We start from the raw sequence: 17,301 nt of genomic DNA, 5'->3' as shown, positions 1-17,301 counted from the left end.
GTCCCGCCCGTCCTTTTTGGACGGGCGGGACGCCCATCCCACAAACTTGTGGAAGTTATTTAATTCTCATTCCTTATAGCTATTCTGATGCCCAAACCCCCTATCCCTGACCTCGCGCTGGTCTAAAATCTCCTCATCTGCCAGAAAGGCCATATGTGCGATCGACCATTTGTGACTCTCAAACCTTTTAAGGAGAAATGTCTGTGGGCGGATGCCATCCAGCACTAACCCACTGACGCCTGACAGTAACAGCAATATTATTGTTTAGTTGTAGTGCTGTGACTGTGGCGCGACCGCAAGCTGTAAGTCCTATGATTTCTGTAGCGTCTTCACTCCAAGCAAAATTTTGTGACCATTGTTGAGTGCGCGGATTAAACAACTTAACGTACTTTTGCGTGACCCGATCGAATGCGTCAGTTTGGGTTCCTTTGTAATTATTGCACAGACTACAAGCCAGCCAGAGATTTTCTTCCTCGTCACTACCGCCAATCGCTTTACGAATAATATGGTCAATTTCCAGTATTCCCAAAATATACTTTTCTAAACTGCGACAATAACCGCATCGGTTTTGAGCTTGTGCGCGAACTCTGGCTCGCACTTGTTCGGAAATCGCCATTTTGCTTATCCTTTTAATGGTTCGAGCAAGCCGCGCCGCACAGCTTCATTTAAGGCTTGAGCTTGTCGCAATAGTCGAGTTTCATATATGTGGATTAATGCCTGCAATTCATCGCGTTCTACATATGCGATCGTACCGGATTGTTGGCGGTCTAGCAATTCACTCAATCGTTGCTCTTGGAGTGGTTGCAGCCGGAGTTGAGTCTGAGTGATTACTTCTGAATCAGACAGTGCTGAGACTGGTTTAGCGGTTGGTAAGAGAAAATTTTCCAGAGTTTCTACTAGAATCTCACTCACGGTGCGGTGGCGTTGCTGCGCTAGCAATTCTGCTTGGTGATAGACTTCATCTGGCAGATTTAGGGTGATTTGGGCGGTCATAGGTGCAAAGCTATGAAACTAATATTTAGATTATGCCATATTTTACTTTGAGTATTAGAGATCTGCCAAAAAGAAATGAAGCAGGATCTCGCTTGCTAAAAAGACGGCGACTGCGACCAAGAAGAAAACCCAGTGAAATTAGTTTAGTTTTCACTCATCCAGAAATCCGGTTTATTAAAAAAACCGAGTTTCTTTATTTATAAAATACTAGACAAGCTGGCAAAAATAGGTTTGTACTTCCGTCCTTAAAATTCTATTCTGTTCTCTTCCTTTGTGTCATAAACGTCTGCGCGGTTCCATCGCCCCTATTTTTTTTAAGACATATCAACTCAAACTCTTGTCAAGCGTAGCTTTTGGGCTTACTTGTCACCCGTCGGCCAAATCATCCTATTTACTTATTGACAATTGCTCCTCTCTGTTCAATTGTCAGGGAACGTATATATAAGGTTACAAATTGTATCATAAGCAACAGAAAGTACCCAATGTTTTATGTAGTGGCCTACAATTGAGAAAAGAAACAAGATTAAGAGGCGCGATCGCTATGGGTATCAATGAAAACTTAGACTGGGAAGAAGCATTTGAGTACCGAGCGGGCTTAACAGTGGAGTTGAAGTCGCAGCCAGGGGTGTTGCATACGATCGCTTACTATGAAGTGATGATGGTACCGCCCATCTGGTTAGAAAATGACCCGCGTCCCCGCTATCCTCACGAACTGCAAGTCGTTTCCCACCAGCCAACTGTGTCCAATGTTTGCCGGATTTCAGAGTGTCCAGTTTTAGTCGCCTCCTAAGTTTTTTCAGCGGGAAATATCGGCGATGGCATCTAGCCAGCAATCAAACCGATGCAGTGATTTTCGGGTTGAGATTGCTTGAGTTCACTTTGTGGCGATCGCTTAAGATATAGATGACGGTCCAGAACGATAGACTCGAATCAATTGACCTGTTAATGTTGCAAGTGAGGAAATAGCTTCATTAATGTTAGTCGCCATTCTTGCTAAGTCCTGGTCTGCCTTACAGACAATAATTCCAGCACGGTCAGACTGTAAGCTGTGCAGTCTAATAAAATGACGGCGATTTAGAGTTAAAACAGCTCGGTTTTCACTGACTGCAAAAGCTAACACTTCTTCGTCAGGAATTTTTTGGTTATCTTTTCCGGCTTCTTGTACTGTCAAAATATTGTGACCCATAGCGCGCAGCAATTCTACAACCTCTCTGGGAAATTGTTCGTCACCATAAAGACGCGCCATCATCTTAATCCTCGTCATTCTCGCGGATAGCTATTTCAATTTCATCGGGGAAAGCTGCCGCATAAGCCCAGGCATTTGCTAAATCAGTAGCTGTTAGTGTGGGATAGTTATCTAAGAGTCGAGACTCGTTCATGCCCAAACGACGAAAACTTTCCAGTACCCAAACAGGAATGCGAGTGTTTCTGATACAAGCATCACCGCCGCAGACACCGGGAGTTTTGCTAATTCCTTGCCAGGTGTTGGCTAAGTTTTGGGTTAATAATTGGATGATTTGAGCTTTCTCGGTAGGCGTTAAGGCCAGAAGTTGCGCTTCTAATTCTTTGATAGTCATATAAATTTTGGTATTTATGAAATATAGCGGTTCTCAAGCGTTGTGAGGTATGCGGGAGCCTTCCTATGCCCATGCCCTATGCCCTATGAGCACCTCATGTTACTGAGAAAGGCTATATGTATGTATTCGCTATTATAGTGCGATCGCCTGAGAGGATGTCAAATTTTAAATTCCTGGACGACTTGTCGGGGAAAGCGTTCGCCTGCATAGAATACGCGCCATAGGTTTATTTTCAGGTGTATATAAAATTTCGTCTGCCTCGTCTTGCCCTCGAATTGCTGAATCAATTTCGTCAGGATAAGCTTCAACATAAGCCCAAACATTTACTCGCATCAGCAGCACAATCGAGCGGGAAAATTTGAATATTTTTCTCGTTCAGAGCTTGACAAAGCCCAAAAGATAGTGTATTCTACCTGACTCCCCAATCAATCCCAGATATGTATTTGCTATTATACGTAAATCCTTTCTCTCCCCTCTCTTCCTCTGCGCCCTCTGCGCCCTCTGCGGTTCATAAAAAAAAAGCCCTTCCACAAATGAAATAGCATTGCTATATCTTTTTAACTTCAGGCTAAAACTCTCTCATTATAAAAATTGCTCACCATTTTACCCTGAGCTTAAACGAACCTAAAAAACTTTAACCCAAAACGAGTCATACCATTTTATATTTGAGATAAAAGAATAGGGAATAACTGAGGACATAAAGCTTTGGATATTGCCTAGAGTAGTATTTTTTGTGATAATTTGTATCAGCCATCAGCAGGCACAAAGTAAAATTAACCTCACCTATAAATCCTTATGACCTCTCCCTTGAGAAGTATCTTTTGCGGGACTTGCACAACACATCCCACGACTCGCAACATATACGGATCGGTACGCAGTGCACACCATACAAAAACTCTTGTGTAAATCCTATTTTCTATTGCAGAATTCCTTGAGCCCCGCGATTTGGATCCTTTCTGCCCTCAGAATTGTGCGATGTTTAGCCAGAAATTAACATTGATTTAAACTTTAATGGAGACATAAACGAGCTAGAATTCAATAGTTTCCGTGGAAGACATGGAGGTTAAATACAAAATGTCATCGATAAAAAATTAATATCGATCGCACTTTTCGATCGCACATTACAAAACAACCAAAACTCAGGAGTCAATCGCTGATGATGCTAGGAACAACCGAGATTCCGCAATTAAAGCCGCTTTCCGACTCAGAACTACACAAAATGAACGCCTACTGGCGGGCGGCAAACTACCTATCCGTCGGACAAATCTATCTCCTCGACAACCCCCTACTCAAAGAACCCCTCAAAATCGAACACGTCAAACCGAGACTCCTCGGACATTGGGGCACCACTCCAGGCCTCAACTTCATCTACGTTCACCTCAACCGCATCATCAAAGCCCAAGACCTCAACACCATCTACATCGCAGGCCCCGGACACGGCGGGCCGGGCTTGGTCGCCAACACCTATCTCGAAGGAACTTACAGCGAATATTACTCGAACATTTCCGAAGATGAAGAAGGTATCAAACGGCTGTTCAAACAGTTCTCCTTTCCCGGCGGTATCCCCAGCCACGTCGCCCCGGAAACCCCCGGTTCGATTCACGAAGGCGGCGAACTCGGCTACGCCCTCGTCCACGCTTACGGGGCGGCCTTCGACAATCCCGATTTGATTGTGGCGGCCGTTGTCGGCGACGGGGAAGCGGAAACCGGCCCGCTGGCTGCTAGCTGGCACTCTAACAAGTTTCTCAACCCGGTTCGGGACGGGGCCGTGTTGCCGATTCTGCACTTGAACGGCTACAAAATTGCCAATCCAACCCTGTTGGCCCGCATTCCGCAAGAGGAATTGGAAAGTTTGATGGTCGGTTACGGCTACAAACCTTATTGGGTGGAAGGTTCAGACCCGGAAACGATGCACCAGTTGATGGCTGCAACTCTCGATACTGCGATCGGCGAAATTAAGGCGATTCAGGAAAAAGCCCGGACGGAGGGCTATTCCGGCCGCCCCCAGTGGCCGATGATTGTGATGAAAACTCCCAAAGGCTGGACGGGGCCCAAGGAAGTTGACGGTAAGAAAACTGAGGATTATTGGCGATCGCACCAAGTCCCACTTTCGGAAATGGCTTCTAAGCCGGGACACGTCCAACTCCTGGAAGATTGGATGAAAAGCTATAAGCCGGAAGAACTCTTCGACGAAAAGGGCAAGTTTATTCCCGAATTGGCAGAACTCGCGCCCAAGGGCGATCGGCGGATGGGGGCAAATCCCCACGCTAACGGCGGCCTGCTGCTGCGAGACTTGAAAATGCCGAAATTTGAAGACTACGCCGTTGACGTGCAAAAACCGGGCACTGTAATGGCAGAAGCAACCCGCGTTTCCGGCCGCTTCCTGCGAGAGGTGATGACACTCAATCAGGAAAACGCCAATTTCCGCATTGTCGGGCCCGACGAGACGGCCTCAAACCGCCTCGATCCGGTGTTTGAAGTGACGGATCGGATGTGGGCGGGGGAAATTTTGCCCGAAGACGACCACATCTCCCCCGACGGCCGGGTGATGGAAGTCCTCAGCGAACATCTATGTCAGGGATGGCTGGAAGGCTATTTGCTGACGGGACGCCACGGCTTTTTCTCTTGTTACGAGGCGTTTATTCACATCATCGATTCGATGTTCAACCAACACGCCAAGTGGTTGAAAACTACTAACGATATTCCTTGGCGCCGACCGATCGCCTCTCTCAACTACCTGCTAACTTCTCACGTTTGGCGGCAAGACCACAACGGTTTTTCTCACCAAGATCCGGGTTTTATCGACCACGTAATTAACAAGAAGGCGGAGGTTGTGCGGGTTTATTTGCCGCCGGATGCGAATACTTTGCTGTCTGTAACGGATCACTGTCTCCGCAGCCGCCACTATGTCAACGTGATTATTGCAGGGAAGCAGCCGGCCTTGCAGTATTTGGACATGGATGCTGCGATTAAACACTGTACGGCCGGCATCGGTATTTGGGAGTGGGCCAGCAATGATAAAGGCGGCGAACCGGATGTGGTGATGGCTTGCGCGGGTGATGTTCCGACGCTGGAAACTTTGGCTGCTGTTGACATTCTCCGCCGAGATTATCCCGATTTAAAAGTGCGGGTGGTTAATGTGGTGGATTTGATGACTCTTCAGCCTGCTAGCGAACATCCCCACGGTTTGTCTGACAAGGATTTTGATAGTTTGTTCACGAAAGATAAGCCGGTGATTTTTGCTTTTCACGGCTATCCTTGGCTGATTCACCGATTGGCTTACCGCCGGACGAATCACCCGAATATTCACGTTCGGGGTTACAAGGAAGAGGGGACGACTACTACGCCGTTTGATATGGTGGTGATTAATGACCTCGATCGATTCCATTTGGTTGCAGATGTACTCGATCGCGTTCCGAAACTGAGTTCTGTAGCAGCTTACGGCAAACAAGCTATCCGTGACAAGCTGATCGAGCACAGGCAGTATATCACCGAGCACGGGGATGATATGCCGGAAATCCGCGACTGGAAGTGGCCGCACGCGGGCCCGGTTTCGCCGGAACCGCCGCAGGAAACGAAGGATCCGGCGGCGACTGCACAACAAACTGTGCGATCGGGTGCGCCTGGATAGCGATATTCTGGGTAGGGACACGGCAATGCCGTGTCCGGCACAGGATCGTGGATTAGGACACGGCAGTGCCGTGTCCCTACGGGATTCCATTTGTATTAGAATAAAGCTTCAGCAAGCAATCTCAATTTCGAGGTATGCGCCCGGAACAATAGTGTCGATCGCGTTCCGAATCTCGTCTTGATGTTTTTGAATGCGCGGCCAAGATGCAGACCGCAAAACCACAACAGTAATTTGTCGGCTTGTCAGGTTTTGTTGATAACGCAATCTGCGATCGGTCGTGACCAGCAGATTATACCCCTCGCGTTCGGCTGTGTCGAGCAGATTGCCATTTGCTAATGTTGACCATCCACGTTCATAAACAGTATCTACTTTATGATCCAGCAACGAGCGGCGCAACGGTACTGGCGTACCTTGGTCGAACAATATCTTCATGCTTGCGCCATCTGCGTTAATGACGCGAGGCTAGGGCGCGATCGAGTAATACCTCAACTTGGACGCGAGTTACTCCCGGAAACCATTCGAGAAACTGGTCAATAGAGGCTCCATCTTTAAGGTTCTCGAAAAAGGCGGCAACAGGTACGCGCGTTCCCCGAAATATCCATGCACCACTCACCTTGGTCGGATCGCGTTCAATGACTTCAAAGAGGTCTATATTCTGCATGATGTTCGTTGCTTATTGCGGCTCAAGTAAAACAACTAAGATAGAATTAATCTTAGCATAAATCAACAGTGGTTTATAATTTGTACATTCAAAAGAGGCGGTCATGCTTAAAGAAATAGAAATCCAAAATTTTAGGTGCTTTGAGCAAATCAAAATTTCTGGGTTTGAAAGAGTCAATTTAATCGGCGGTAAAAATAATGCAGGCAAGACAGCCTTGCTAGAAGCAATTTTTCTGAATATTGCTCCAGACGCTAGCAGTCTAGCAATCCTAAGAGAGCTTAGAAGAGAGCCATCAGAAGCCATAGAATACATGGCTAATAGAACCTGGGATAACTTATTTTATGCACTAAAAAAAGATAGATCTATAGTAATTGTTGGCAAGAAAGAAAATCAGACCATTCGAGTAGAAATTCAGGTAGAAATCAATTCACTACAATCTAGTTTAATTTTAAAATCCAGGAGACAAGAAGACCTATCTAGTTGGTTTTCAACAAAGGTTCCTGCTGGAGATTTAAGGAATTTTCGCATTTCGGCTAGCCAAGTACCGATCGTTCCCTCCTTTATCATGATTTCGGGAAGAGAACTCACAGAAGCATACGATAACGCGCGTTTAGATGACAAAGATAGCGAAGTTTTGAAAGCTTTTCAAATTCTTGACCCTGCGATCGAATCTGTAGAAAGCTTTTCGATCGGGGAACCCACACTTTACTTGAGAAGAAAGGGTGAGAAGCGTTTGCCTTTATCATTGTTTGGAGATGCAATGAATAGGGTTGCACATATTATGCTTAAATTAGTCATTAATAAACATAAAATCTTGCTAGTCGATGAGATAGAAAACGGCATTCACCATACAAACCAGCGGAATTTTTGGAGAGTGTTATTTCGGTTGGCGGTTGAACTGGATACCCAGATTTTTGCTACAACTCACAGTTTAGAGATGCTTGAAGCATTTGCTGATGTGGGTTTAGAACCAAATCAGGAATGCAGCAGCGCATATTTTGAAATGGCAAAGAAATGGAAAACAGATCAAATAATCGGAATTCGGCGCGATTTGGAAACTCTTAGTTATGCCATTGAGCATCAAGAAGGAGTGAGAGGTGAGTAATATTGTCATAGTAGAAAGTAAAAATGATAAATTTTTCATGCAGGCAATGGTTGAGAAACTAAACTGCGATCTCCAGGTAGCATCACCTATTTATATAGATGATTATAAAAGTTTGGACGGCTTGGACGAAACAAAGTTAATCTCTGCTTTAAAAAATTTAAAAGCAGAGATTCCAAAAAAAGGGGTAAAAAAAATAGGGATTATTATTGATATCGATAACTATTCAGAGCAAGAGCGGCTGGGATTGGTAAACAACTGTATAAAAAATGGGTTTGGAACTGAAACTGAAACTTTGTCAAGCACTAAACAATTTATCGATATTTCTGGAGATAATGGAACAAATTCAAAATTGGCTTGTTACTTTACAAATGTTGGAGGTAAAGGCGAACTGGAAACGCTTTTAAAGGCAATAAAGGCTAGAGAATCACCTCATGCTGATTGTTTGGATAGCTGGAAAACTTGCATAGAAAGCCAGGGACAGCAAATCAACCAGAAAGGTTTTGATAAATTTTGGGTGAGCATCTATCTCAGGTATGATACTTGCTCAGATAACGAACAGCAACAAGCTGGAAGGAAATGCAGTATGTCTGGGTTTGATTATGTTATGAAACACAAAAAAGATATTTGGAATTGGGATAATCCTGCACTCGATGATTTGAAGGAGTTTTTTACACTCTTTTGCTAACATAGTAAAATTCACACACAATTAACTCATGAGCTTAAAAATCTACTTTCTACGACACGGTGAAACGACTTACAGCAAAACAGGCGGTTTCTGTGGCGCGATCGACCCAGAATTAACGCCCGAAGGTTCTCAAATGGCAGAACAGTTTGCCGCCACTTACGCAAAATTGCCTTGGAATGCTGTTTATGTCAGTCCGATGAAACGCACAATTGCTACTGCAAAACCTTTGTGCGATGCTGTGGGAATTGAAATGCAGCTTCGCGACGGACTGAGGGAAATTAAGTACGGTGAGTGGGAAGGCAAAACAGTAGAATTCGTCAAAAAAGAATACGAAGAAAATTATATTAATTGGCTGACTGAACCTGCTTGGAATGCACCAAACGGCGGCGAAACTTCCGTGGAAATTGCTAGCCGATCGTCCTTAGTTATCGCAGAAATTGAGGAAAAGTACAAAAGCGGTAATGTTTTGGTTGTCTCGCACAAAGCGACTATTAGAATTATTCTGTGCAGTTTGTTGGGGATTGATTTGGGACGTTATCGCTATCGCATTGGCGCTTTAGCAGCTTCTGTGAGTATTGTCAAGTTTGACGTGCGCGGGCCGCTGCTGGAGGTTTTGGGCGATCGATCGTACATGGATGAAACTCTCCGCAATTTACCGGGTACTTGAAATTGCGGGTAAGGTGCGCACACTGCGCACCCGGAGCGTCTGAAACTAAATCGCACCGATGTAAGACAATCCTAAAATCGTACCCGTTCCCAAAATATGACCGAAGCAGAGACTTCCCACAAGTGCACCCAAACTCAAGCCGCCGACCAAACCCGATGAGGGCGCGGCTGGGCCTGTGTGAGGATTTTGGATGGTTGATTTGCCGATCGCAATAGCTAAAATATTGCAAAGAATCATAATCAAACCGAACGTGGGGTTCCACTCTACGGTTCTGGCGACAGCGGCAAGTAAAATTGGTGTAAACATCGATCGGCTCCTTAAACTTTAGTAAATGAAAATCTGCATAGAAGATATATCAAAAAAATGCAACTGTTAGCTACAGATTGCATTAATAGTTAATTTTTTGAAATTTTTCTTAATAATTTTCCCCGATCTCAAGATTTTTTAGTCCCCCTCTGCTGGGACGAAAGTTTGACAAAACGCGATTTCAATCGCCTAGCGATCGAAAGAACGAATCATATCAATTCCGGTTACACCGGAATGATGGGGAGTGGGGAGTGGGGAGTCGGGAGTCGGGGAATGTGGAATTATTGACCTTGGCTTTATCATTCCCATGCAACCGGAAACGATATCAACAGGACATAATAAACCATGAAAATACTGGTGTTAAATGCGGGTTCTAGCAGTCAAAAGAGCTGTCTTTACGACTTAAACGATGTCCTGCCCGATCGCCCGCCGCAACCCGTCTGGGAAGCGCAAATTGACTGGAATCACCGCCAAGGTGTGGCGCAGTTGAAAGTCGAAACTGCCTCGGGAACTGAACAGGAGGAAGAACTCGCCTCAGACTCTCGCGAAGCCGCCATTTCTCGAATGCTGGAGACTCTGTGGCAGGGGAAAACTCAAGTTATTAATAGTTTAAACGAAATTGATATTGTCGGTCACCGCGTCGTACATGGCGGACAAGACTATCAGCAAAGTACGTTAATTTCGCCGTATGTTAAAGAAGCGATCGCCCGTTTATCGGTTTTCGCCCCCGTACACAATCCCGTCAACCTCGAAGGCATCGAAGCCCTGGAAAAAATCCTCCCAAATCGGCCGCAAGTAGCAGTATTTGATACAGCTTTTCACGCGCAATTGCCGCCCGCTGCCTTTGTTTATCCCGGCCCCTACGAATGGCTGGAAGACGGGATTCGCCGCTACGGTTTTCACGGCATTAGCCATCAATATTGCGCGCGCAGGGCGGCTCAAATTCTCAACCGCGATTTGACCCATTTGCGGCTGATTAGCTGTCATTTGGGCAACGGATGTTCTCTGGCGGCGATTCGCGGGGGCTGGAGTGTTGACACGACGATGGGTTTTACTCCTTTGGATGGTTTGATGATGGGAAGTCGATCGGGTGCGATCGATCCTGGGATTATAATTCATTTGTTAAGGCGATCGGACTTAACTTCTGAAAAACTTGACAATATTCTCAATCGTAATTCTGGTTTAAAAGGGATTTCTGGGGTATCTAGCGATATGCGGCAGATTGGAGAAGCCATTACCCAAGGTAATGAAAGAGCTCAACTTGCTTTGGATATTTACATTCACCGTTTGCGCGCCGGAATTGGGGCGATGCTGGCGAGTTTGGGAGGATTGGATGCTTTGATTTTTACGGCGGGAGTCGGGGAAAATTCCGCTGTTGTGCGGGCTGCAGCTTGCGAAGCTTTTGGGTTTCTCGGTTTGAAATTGGATGGGGAAAAGAATCAACACTCGCCAGTTGATGAAGATATTGCCGCAGTGGATTCAGCGGCCAGAGTTTTGGTAATTCACACGCAGGAAGACTGGGAAATTGCGCGAGAATGCTGGAAACTTTATCACTAATTTATTTTATGAATTCTCTTAGTCCCCCTCTGTTGGGACGATAGTTTGTGTAGTAGCGATTTCCAGCTTTGATTTCAATCGCTCTCTACAGGTTTGTTGAAAATGGTGTAAAATCTCAGGTTAAATAGATATAATTTTTGTAGGGGCGGGTTTTACCAACCATAATTCCCTCAAATCAATAATCTCATAAACCCGCCCCGGCTGAATTTAAGTAAAGGAAAAATTAGCAATGACAGACGAAGAATTTATCGCAGGCTTCCTAGAAGTATTTGAAAAGAACCCCAAAATATTTGTTGAACAATAGGACTGAAGAACTCATTAATTAGTCCTCGCTATGAGGACTTTAGCTATTAGTCCGGGAATTAATTACCTGGCGCTATCTGGGTTTAAACGGAATTAATAGTTAACCAGCTTCTCGGTTTAAATTGACACTAATTCACGCTTACTTGCACCTATAGCGGTTCTCAAAAAAGTGAGGTATGCCCTATGCCCACGGAGGCCTATGCCCTATGCCCACGGAGGCCTATGCCCTATGCCCTATGCCCATGAGTACCTCATATGAGAGCTCGAAAGGCTATACTTCTATAAATAGAAATTTAACATGAACGATCGCATTTCTGCACCCAACGTTTACTTATACGCTTTCCAACTGTACAATGACAGCCAGGGCCGCGATAATCCTCTGTGGCAACAATGCGACAAGATTATGGCAAAAGTTACCTATACCTATGAAAGACTAACACCGCATCTAGTTTTCCCAGCAAACTCTCACAGCTACTTCCAGGATTTACTTTCAAATACTCCCCTCCACTTTAGCACCCGCAACCCGCTGATCGAAGGTTTTGTGCAACCGATCCGAATTGACGATAGTTATGGTTTATGCTTAAATATAGGTTGTCGGGAAGATGGCAGCGCCGATAATATAAAGGTAAGTTTCATCAAGAAATTTTACCCAAATCAAGCCTTACTGATCGGCGGCGATGACCACTTTTTAGGGCAAACTCTGATAATTACCGCATGGCTTACCCAAACCCCACCCGATAACTTAGATTCCCTCAAACCCCTCGCCGATAAATGCCGCGATAATTTATTCTCCGGTGATTCTCCCCCTCCATTCTATCGATCGGGTAAACTATTTGGTAGCCCGATTTTTGAATACGGTTCAGTTAGCGATATTGCCAATTATCGCCACGTGCTTGTCTGGCTGCTTTGCGACGAAAAAACCGACGCAGATTTTAACACTTGCCAACATGAAATATTTAAGCTATTATTTCACCGCAACAAAATCATCAAAGCTTTTCAAGACAGCCGCCAGATTTACCATGAACTTGATTCAGAATTTCGCACCATTGAGAAAAATATGGATAATTTGCAGCAGCAATTTGCGCGAGGAACTGTATTAACTGCCTCTCAATTGCTGGAATTGCAGGAACAGTTAAAGCAACTCTTTAGCAAAGCTGTAACTTATACTCGCCTGCTGCGGAAACTCGAAGAGTTTGATAATACAATTGCGATAAATCTTTACAATTACAGTGAGAATTTGCAAAAAATATGTGTTAAGATTGAAAGCGACGAGGAAGAACTATCTATATTAAATCGCTTCAGTATAAAAAGTGCGCCTTATATCCGATCGCAAATTGCGGCGAACTTAGGATATTTCCGACACGGAACGAGTTTAATCGAACAGGCGATCGCCTCAATTCGAGGGATAGTAGAAATAGAACAAGCCCGGATCGATCGCGAGAACCAAATCGAACTCCGCGAAAGCGAGCAAGCAGAGAAAAAGCGATCCGATCGCCTAGAAAGAAAAATTGGGGCCATCGGCATAGGTTTAGCAGCCGGTGGTATCGCAGCATCCAGCGGCACAGACAAACTCTTTGAGACAGTAAAAGGCCATCAAATCCCAGTTATAATCGAGTGGCATCCGTTTGCATTCTCGTTTTTTCTGAGTTGCGCCATCGGTATCATCGCGGGTGCGATCGTTTGGTGTTGGACTCCACCTAAAAAATAGTCAAAAGGGCGATCGGGTGAGAATGCTGGCAAATTTATCACAATTAGGACCTATGCAGCATCCTTTACTACATAAGTCTTCACAATCTAACTTTTGATAATTTTCCGATCCCCACCAACTATTTGTACCGATCTTTTTTAAAGATTTGATGAAGCAAATTCTGCGATCGATGCCCAAATTATATACGTTTAAGTTATGGAAACTTTGTAATATCTTGACAAAAATGATATTAAAGATTATTTACACTGACAGAATGTGACCCAAACTTAATGGCGGAACCATGTCCTTTAAATTATTTATAAGTTAAACTAATTGTAAGTATAATTTATAGATAACTATCCCTAATATTATTTTAAAGATTTGATGAAGCTTGGCGATGGCGGATGCTATTACTGACAGTAAGGGTGTATAATGTTGGCATAGAAACTTAAGGAGCAATTATTTTAAAATAATTGAAAAACCAAAAAATATTCAAGTAAGTTTCTTGATATTTACATCTTTTTATTTACCGGCACAAATGGAAAAAGTTAAAGTTCTCAATATTTTTATTGATAATTTATCTACAGGAGAACTGTTGCAGCAACTTGACGAAAGAGGTGGTATTGTTTTTACCCCAAATATAGATCACCTAATGATCCTGCAAAAAAATCGAGAGTTCTACAATGCTTATAAAATGGCAGACTACAGAGTTTGTGATGGACAAATATTAATGTATTCCTTGCAGTTTTTAGGAACACCCCTTAAAGAAAAAATCTCAGGTTCCGATCTTTTACCAACATTCTGTGAGTATCATAAAAACAACCCAAATATCAAAATGTTTTTGCTAGGAGCGGCGCCCGGAGTCGCTAAAAAAGCTCAGGAAAATATTAACTTCAAAGTGGGAAGAGAGATTGTAGTTGGGGCACATTCGCCATCCTTTGGATTTGAAAAAAAAGAAGAAGAATGTTCTCGGATAGTTGATTTAATTGAAAAATCTGGAGCGAACGTATTAGCAGTAGGGGTTGGTGCACCCAAGCAAGAAAAATGGATTATTAAATATAAAGAAAAGCTGAACAGCGTCAAAATATTTTTAGCCATAGGTGCCGCAATTGACTTTGAAGCTGGTCATAAGAAAAGAGCGCCGGAATGGATGAGTAATGCCGGACTTGAAACTCCCTATAGATTGTTAAGTGAACCCCGACGACTTTGGAAACGCTATTTAATCAACGATCCACCTTTTTTCGGGCTGGCTTTAAAACAGAAAATAAACATTTATCAAAACCCTTTTACAGATTGGTAAACTTACAAGCAGGAAAAAAAATATGTTACACCCCTCAGCAAAGCTCCCAAAAACCAGTTGAGAAAATGTCCTAACCATCGATATCGAAGATTGGTTTCACATTTTAGATATTGGTTCAACGCCAAGTATGGAAGAGTGACAGTAACTAAAAGACTTGATTGGGAAAAATCTCGATCGCTCTCCAGATTTTTCCCGAATTCCATCAGTAGGGAGCTACACTTGCTGAAGTCTAAGTCTAGTTATGGGAGAAAATTTTGATGTCAGAACCGCACAATCTCCAAACTTATGCAACTTTTGGAGTAATAAACGCCTTCACAGAGGTGGTACACGCACTGCGCGAGCGAAATAAAGCCGATAAAGCCGTAGCTGTTGCCCGGCGTAGCGCATTCACCGAGACGAACAGCGGATTGCTCGATGCCTCGGCAAACCCGTTCGTCCACTCGACATCCTGGAAATAGGCGGTGGACAGCAGATGGAACGCGCTGGCTGTGAAGGAATCAATAACCAAGTCACTGCTATGGATCTAGATGTGATTCCTTGCGGTTTTGATCTGGGAAGTTATCTGCGAATGTTCCAAGAGAATGGGTTCGGGCGATTGGGGAAAACTGTTGGACGCAAGCTGCTACTGGTAGATAGGGCAAAACAGGTCGCTTGGGAAAAAGCACTCGGAATTACCAACTTGCCCACACCTACTTTTATCCAAGGAGATATCTGCCATGCAATTCCCAAGTCGGAAGCTTACAATATCGTAGTTTCTTGGTCAACTTTCGAGCATTTGAGCGAGCCTAAAATTGCTCTACAAAATGCGATTCAATCGCTGCGCCCCGGGGGAGTATTGTACATCGGCATTCAATTATACACCTCAAATAGCGGACATCACGACCTCCGCGCTTTTACTGGTTTTCCGCTGCCTTTCTGGGCGCATCTGCGCGCATCAACTAGCTATTCGATCCAACCAAGTTCGTATTTGAATGAGTGGCGGCCCTCGAGCGCGGCGATCGCTTTTTGAACAAGAAGCCAAAGGGTGCGAGGAATTTCTCGAATCTTACGGTTCCGAACAAGACTTGACTAGCGACATTAGAAGCCAATTAAGCGAGTATTCTGATGAGGAATTCTGTACAGTCGATGCGTTCTATGTCTGGCAGAAACCAATAGCTCAATCACACTTTGCTATACAATAGAGCATTAACGTATTGGGAAAAAATCGGGGCGAACTCTACCCGATATTCCCAATTACCAATCGCCAATCACCAATCACCAAGGACTGCCAATCATCACAAAAGCCGACCAATAATAAGGATGCGACAACTTTAAATCCGCAAACCCTTGCAGCGAAGCCGGCAAATCCACCCCCTCACCCCGACTCGAACCCCGCAATCTGCCGCCCTCCAAACGCACGTCTCCCCGCAACATCGCAATTTGCGCTTGTCGCAGCGCCGCCCCCTTAATTCCCGCCGTCTTCAACTGCTGGTAAAACTCACTCATCAATCCCAAAGTACCTTCATCTGAAACGTACCACAAACTCCCCACAGCCGTTTGCACCCCCGCTTGCAGCGCCAACCCCCCAAAACCCAACTCCGCCTGTGCATCTCCCACCGCAGTCCGACAAGCACTTAAAACTAACAGATTCACCGGCGGATCATTCAATCTCAAATCTCCCAATTGATTCAGTCGCAGCCGACTATCCCAGAACTGAATAAAAGAATTATTCGGTACTCCCGGTCGAAATTCGCCGTGAGTAGCTAAGTGAATAACCCCAAAAGGCCGGCTTTGATGCTGTCGCTTCAAATTATCCAAAGTGAAATTCTCATTCAGAAAACTAACTCCCTGCCACTCTCTGGAAATAGCCGCTATTTCAGCAGGAACCGCAGGCAAAGGATTCAACTCGAAAAATTGCGACGCACCCATTGCTAAAACTTGAGAATTTCTGATATCGACGTAGCCAGTATCTGTTAAATTCATGCTGGGCATGAGGCTGAGACTGTACTTTTCCACCAAAAATTGCTGTCCGTCGTGCAAAGCAGCAAAGGGCATACCTCTCAAACCCCGATCGACAACAAAGGAAATAGTATCGGTTTCGCACTTTTTCAAACTGTCCTTTAAAGGCGCAATCATCCACTTATAAAGCTGTTGAGAAGATGGTAGATAACTCGTAGTAGTCCGCACGCCCGGTTTAGTTATCTCATTCCTGAACTCACTTACAACTTTCAGCAGTTCTTCCCGGTTCGCTGACGGCACGCTTTTGTAAACCATGTCACCGCAAGAAGTTATTAAAACTAAATTTAATTTTTCCGGCTGCGAGAACAGATAAATTAAGCTGGGTTTCGTGCGCGTTTCTGCGCCGATGGATGCTAACTTTGTTTTGATTTCCTCCGGGGAGATCGACTCCTCGGTGATGTTACTGCCGAAATATTCCAGGAATTCTTGGCTGAAAGATTTGTCCAGGAGAGACATAGCGGCCGATATATTGCCGGCCTCCAAGTTCCTGTCGATGTCACTGCGAAATTCTGACTGAATAACTGAATCTTTGATTCTTAAATTGATGAAATTTCTCAGTCCTCTGGGAGATTGGATTCTTTCGGGCGGCATCCTTTCTCCGGGTTTTCCTATATCTCGCGATATTCTGTTTTGGTTCTGCAGCTGTTCGGGGGTAAGGGGTTGGTTGGGATCGGGGAAAAGCGATCGCGTTCTATTTAATGGCAGTTTCTCTGTTAATAATGTTCCCTGGGAATTGGGAGGAGGTGGATTAATTGGAGGAGGTGGATTAATTGGAGGAGGTGGATTAATTGGAGGAGGTGGATTAATTGGAGGAGGTGGATTAATTGGAGG

19 protein-coding genes are annotated in these 17,301 nt (G+C 44.6%); 11 read left to right on the top strand and 8 right to left on the bottom strand.

The genetic code is table 11. From position 1 onward, the window contains the following. Positions 1-187: 187 nt before the first annotated feature. Both QUB61_RS23610 and QUB61_RS23605 read right to left on the bottom strand, forming a co-directional pair. A complete protein-coding gene (locus tag QUB61_RS23610; protein ID WP_333127028.1) occupies positions 188-616 on the bottom strand; it encodes an HNH endonuclease signature motif containing protein in 429 nt (142 codons plus the stop codon). 5 nt (positions 617-621) lie between these two features. Beyond that, positions 622-993, bottom strand: coding sequence for a hypothetical protein (locus tag QUB61_RS23605; protein ID WP_333127026.1), 372 nt, complete (start codon positions 991-993; stop codon positions 622-624). 541 nt (positions 994-1,534) lie between these two features. Between QUB61_RS23605 and QUB61_RS23600 the strand changes: the two genes are divergently transcribed. Continuing rightward, positions 1,535-1,783, top strand: coding sequence for a hypothetical protein (locus tag QUB61_RS23600; RefSeq protein WP_333190131.1), 249 nt, complete (start codon positions 1,535-1,537; stop codon positions 1,781-1,783). Positions 1,784-1,885: 102 nt separating this feature from the next. Here QUB61_RS23600 and QUB61_RS23595 read toward each other — a convergent pair whose 3' ends face one another. Beyond that, positions 1,886-2,242 carry a DUF5615 family PIN-like protein gene (locus QUB61_RS23595; protein ID WP_445300219.1) on the bottom strand — a complete coding sequence of 119 codons (357 nt, stop codon included), beginning with the start codon at positions 2,240-2,242 and terminating at the stop codon, positions 1,886-1,888. Between the two features lies 1 nt (position 2,243). Further along, entirely contained in the window at positions 2,244-2,570 is a 327-nt protein-coding gene (locus tag QUB61_RS23590; protein WP_333127022.1) for a DUF433 domain-containing protein, read from the bottom strand. A gap of 1,156 nt (positions 2,571-3,726) precedes the next feature. On the opposite strand from QUB61_RS23590, the gene QUB61_RS23585 reads away from it, so the two are divergent. Next, on the top strand, positions 3,727-6,201 hold the full coding sequence (locus tag QUB61_RS23585) for a phosphoketolase family protein (RefSeq protein WP_333127020.1): 2,475 nt from the start codon (positions 3,727-3,729) through the stop codon (positions 6,199-6,201). Between the two features lie 108 nt (positions 6,202-6,309). Here the strand turns inward: QUB61_RS23585 and QUB61_RS23580 are convergent, their stop codons facing one another. Continuing rightward, positions 6,310-6,633 carry a DUF5615 family PIN-like protein gene (locus tag QUB61_RS23580; RefSeq protein ID WP_333127018.1) on the bottom strand — a complete coding sequence of 108 codons (324 nt, stop codon included), beginning with the start codon at positions 6,631-6,633 and terminating at the stop codon, positions 6,310-6,312. Between the two features lie 16 nt (positions 6,634-6,649). Then, complete coding sequence (locus QUB61_RS23575; protein WP_333127016.1) at positions 6,650-6,862, bottom strand: DUF433 domain-containing protein; 213 nt, start codon at positions 6,860-6,862, stop codon at positions 6,650-6,652. 103 nt (positions 6,863-6,965) lie between these two features. Between QUB61_RS23575 and QUB61_RS23570 the strand changes: the two genes are divergently transcribed. The 3 genes from QUB61_RS23570 to QUB61_RS23560 are packed head-to-tail and all read left to right on the top strand — an operon-like array spanning position 6,966 to position 9,319. Next, positions 6,966-7,967, top strand: a complete 1,002-nt coding sequence (locus QUB61_RS23570; protein WP_333127014.1) for an AAA family ATPase — start codon at positions 6,966-6,968, stop codon at positions 7,965-7,967. After that, complete coding sequence (locus tag QUB61_RS23565) at positions 7,960-8,652, top strand: DUF3226 domain-containing protein (protein ID WP_333127012.1); 693 nt, start codon at positions 7,960-7,962, stop codon at positions 8,650-8,652. The genes QUB61_RS23570 and QUB61_RS23565 overlap by 8 nt, the downstream gene beginning before the upstream one ends. A 28-nt stretch (positions 8,653-8,680) precedes the next feature. Next, complete coding sequence (locus QUB61_RS23560; protein ID WP_333127009.1) at positions 8,681-9,319, top strand: histidine phosphatase family protein; 639 nt, start codon at positions 8,681-8,683, stop codon at positions 9,317-9,319. A gap of 45 nt (positions 9,320-9,364) precedes the next feature. Here the strand turns inward: QUB61_RS23560 and psaK are convergent, their stop codons facing one another. Continuing rightward, positions 9,365-9,625: a photosystem I reaction center subunit PsaK gene (gene psaK / locus QUB61_RS23555; protein ID WP_333127005.1), complete on the bottom strand. Its 261-nt coding sequence runs from the start codon at positions 9,623-9,625 to the stop codon at positions 9,365-9,367. A gap of 345 nt (positions 9,626-9,970) precedes the next feature. Here psaK and QUB61_RS23550 point away from each other — a divergent pair, with 345 nt between their 5' ends. From QUB61_RS23550 to QUB61_RS23525, 6 genes are all read left to right on the top strand, one after another. Beyond that, a complete protein-coding gene (locus QUB61_RS23550; RefSeq protein WP_333127001.1) occupies positions 9,971-11,182 on the top strand; it encodes an acetate kinase in 1,212 nt (403 codons plus the stop codon). 601 nt (positions 11,183-11,783) lie between these two features. Continuing rightward, on the top strand, positions 11,784-13,193 hold the full coding sequence (locus QUB61_RS23545) for a hypothetical protein (protein WP_333126998.1): 1,410 nt from the start codon (positions 11,784-11,786) through the stop codon (positions 13,191-13,193). A 517-nt stretch (positions 13,194-13,710) separates the two neighbouring features. Further along, complete coding sequence (locus tag QUB61_RS23540) at positions 13,711-14,472, top strand: WecB/TagA/CpsF family glycosyltransferase (RefSeq protein ID WP_333126994.1); 762 nt, start codon at positions 13,711-13,713, stop codon at positions 14,470-14,472. A 257-nt stretch (positions 14,473-14,729) separates the two neighbouring features. After that, positions 14,730-14,930, top strand: coding sequence for a hypothetical protein (locus QUB61_RS23535; protein ID WP_333126990.1), 201 nt, complete (start codon positions 14,730-14,732; stop codon positions 14,928-14,930). Continuing rightward, on the top strand, positions 14,858-15,481 hold the full coding sequence (locus QUB61_RS23530) for a class I SAM-dependent methyltransferase (RefSeq protein WP_333127110.1): 624 nt from the start codon (positions 14,858-14,860) through the stop codon (positions 15,479-15,481). The genes QUB61_RS23535 and QUB61_RS23530 overlap by 73 nt, the downstream gene beginning before the upstream one ends. Further along, complete coding sequence (locus QUB61_RS23525; protein ID WP_333126987.1) at positions 15,444-15,653, top strand: hypothetical protein; 210 nt, start codon at positions 15,444-15,446, stop codon at positions 15,651-15,653. The genes QUB61_RS23530 and QUB61_RS23525 overlap by 38 nt, the downstream gene beginning before the upstream one ends. Positions 15,654-15,726: 73 nt before the next feature. Here the strand turns inward: QUB61_RS23525 and QUB61_RS23520 are convergent, their stop codons facing one another. Further along, complete coding sequence (locus QUB61_RS23520; protein WP_333126984.1) at positions 15,727-17,061, bottom strand: CHAT domain-containing protein; 1,335 nt, start codon at positions 17,059-17,061, stop codon at positions 15,727-15,729. Between the last annotated feature and the right edge of the window lie 240 nt (positions 17,062-17,301).

It is taken from the genome of Microcoleus sp. C2D2 (assembly GCF_036702495.1).
Taxonomy (GTDB): Bacteria; Cyanobacteriota; Cyanobacteriia; order Cyanobacteriales; family Microcoleaceae; genus Microcoleus.
Note: the sequence above shows the minus strand (reverse complement) of the source record. Positions and strands in the feature narration are given on the sequence as shown.

Coding starts and splice junctions, on each gene's coding strand:
- QUB61_RS23610 (WP_333127028.1), bottom strand. CDS start 616: ATGGCGATTTCCGAACAAGTGCGAGCCAGAGTTCGCGCACAAGCTCAA.
- QUB61_RS23605 (WP_333127026.1), bottom strand. CDS start 993: ATGACCGCCCAAATCACCCTAAATCTGCCAGATGAAGTCTATCACCAA.
- QUB61_RS23600 (WP_333190131.1), top strand. CDS start 1,535: ATGGGTATCAATGAAAACTTAGACTGGGAAGAAGCATTTGAGTACCGA.
- QUB61_RS23595 (WP_445300219.1), bottom strand. CDS start 2,242: ATGATGGCGCGTCTTTATGGTGACGAACAATTTCCCAGAGAGGTTGTA.
- QUB61_RS23590 (WP_333127022.1), bottom strand. CDS start 2,570: ATGACTATCAAAGAATTAGAAGCGCAACTTCTGGCCTTAACGCCTACC.
- QUB61_RS23585 (WP_333127020.1), top strand. CDS start 3,727: ATGATGCTAGGAACAACCGAGATTCCGCAATTAAAGCCGCTTTCCGAC.
- QUB61_RS23580 (WP_333127018.1), bottom strand. CDS start 6,633: ATGAAGATATTGTTCGACCAAGGTACGCCAGTACCGTTGCGCCGCTCG.
- QUB61_RS23575 (WP_333127016.1), bottom strand. CDS start 6,862: ATGCAGAATATAGACCTCTTTGAAGTCATTGAACGCGATCCGACCAAG.
- QUB61_RS23570 (WP_333127014.1), top strand. CDS start 6,966: ATGCTTAAAGAAATAGAAATCCAAAATTTTAGGTGCTTTGAGCAAATC.
- QUB61_RS23560 (WP_333127009.1), top strand. CDS start 8,681: ATGAGCTTAAAAATCTACTTTCTACGACACGGTGAAACGACTTACAGC.
- psaK (WP_333127005.1), bottom strand. CDS start 9,625: ATGTTTACACCAATTTTACTTGCCGCTGTCGCCAGAACCGTAGAGTGG.
- QUB61_RS23550 (WP_333127001.1), top strand. CDS start 9,971: ATGAAAATACTGGTGTTAAATGCGGGTTCTAGCAGTCAAAAGAGCTGT.
- QUB61_RS23545 (WP_333126998.1), top strand. CDS start 11,784: ATGAACGATCGCATTTCTGCACCCAACGTTTACTTATACGCTTTCCAA.
- QUB61_RS23540 (WP_333126994.1), top strand. CDS start 13,711: ATGGAAAAAGTTAAAGTTCTCAATATTTTTATTGATAATTTATCTACA.
- QUB61_RS23535 (WP_333126990.1), top strand. CDS start 14,730: ATGTCAGAACCGCACAATCTCCAAACTTATGCAACTTTTGGAGTAATA.
- QUB61_RS23525 (WP_333126987.1), top strand. CDS start 15,444: ATGAGTGGCGGCCCTCGAGCGCGGCGATCGCTTTTTGAACAAGAAGCC.
- QUB61_RS23520 (WP_333126984.1), bottom strand. CDS start 17,061: ATGCCGCCCGAAAGAATCCAATCTCCCAGAGGACTGAGAAATTTCATC.